At 31.4% G+C, this 1004-nt stretch carries 1 protein-coding gene; it reads left to right on the top strand.

Annotation, left to right across the window (positions count from 1 at the left end; all coding sequences use genetic code 11):
• Nucleotides 1-469 precede the first annotated feature (469 nt).
• Entirely contained in the window at nucleotides 470-898 is a 429-nt protein-coding gene (locus tag FEU33_RS07875) for a hypothetical protein (RefSeq protein ID WP_146548846.1), read from the top strand.
• The last annotated feature ends 106 nt before the right edge of the window (nucleotides 899-1004 follow it).

Genomic DNA, 1004 nt, shown 5'->3' with positions numbered 1-1004 from the left:
TTTCATTAGTAAATTTCCTCCTCAATCAGAGTGTTCACACTCTATTTCGCACATGTAGTTTAACGCTTTAAACGGACAAAGTAAATAGGGGGATTCGTCATTTTTTAAAATTTATACTAGAAACATAGGTTAGAAAGTTGGGGATTATTATAAGAAACTTCCTCTAAAGAAATAGGTTAAATTACCATACTGTCTAACTTTGTCTCTAAATAATGAAGAAGGGAGGGGAAGAGTGTATACTAAAAGAAAAAAGTTGGAGAGTGTTTTCATATATGTGGTTTTGGTATTTCATTAGTTTTTTAATTAGCCTAGTTGTTATGTTTATTATTTATAAAATAACGAACGTTATTTTATTTGTTTTTCCACCATTAGCCGTAATTCTCGTATACCTCTACTTCAAACGAAAACCAAATTAGAATGTGTACCACGCTGCGTCTTAAAATACGATTAGAAAGGTAGAGAGAGCAAGATGGATACTTTGGAGAAAATATTATCACTGGAAGATTCTATTCAAAGGCGAAAAGCTTTGATTCAATATATTGTAGATCATCCAACTGAAAAAGAGTCTATTTTACAAGTGATAAATGAACAAAAAGAAGAATTTTGGGAAGCCAATCATGGGGAGCCTTTTGAGACAAATCCATATAAATGGGATAAAATCTACTATCAAAATTTGCAAATTCGGTTGACCAATAATTTTTCAAAAGAGAAATTTTTACATATGTTAGATGTTGCAGAGTATATGGAGAAACACCAAAGTACGCTTTTAAGCGAAAACACGAATGAAAAGATTAAGTTATACGGCAATACAATGGGATTTATTATGATTTGGGGCGTCGTTCTATTTGTAGTCATCATCGTGTCCGTTGTATTTTACTTTAAAAATAAATATAGCTGAATCAATTTCATAAATCATTTTCTTTTTAAAAAATACGAACATTTAAGAATAACTAATTTTGATAGTTGTGGAGCGGAAGACGGCGACTCCTACGGGAAAAGCTTGA

Origin of the sequence: Rummeliibacillus suwonensis, from assembly GCF_007896435.1 — a bacterium.
Taxonomy (GTDB): Bacteria; Bacillota; Bacilli; order Bacillales_A; family Planococcaceae; genus Rummeliibacillus; species Rummeliibacillus suwonensis.
This window is presented reverse-complemented; position numbering and strand designations above follow the sequence as displayed.

Coding starts and splice junctions, on each gene's coding strand:
- FEU33_RS07875 (WP_146548846.1), top strand. CDS start 470: ATGGATACTTTGGAGAAAATATTATCACTGGAAGATTCTATTCAAAGG.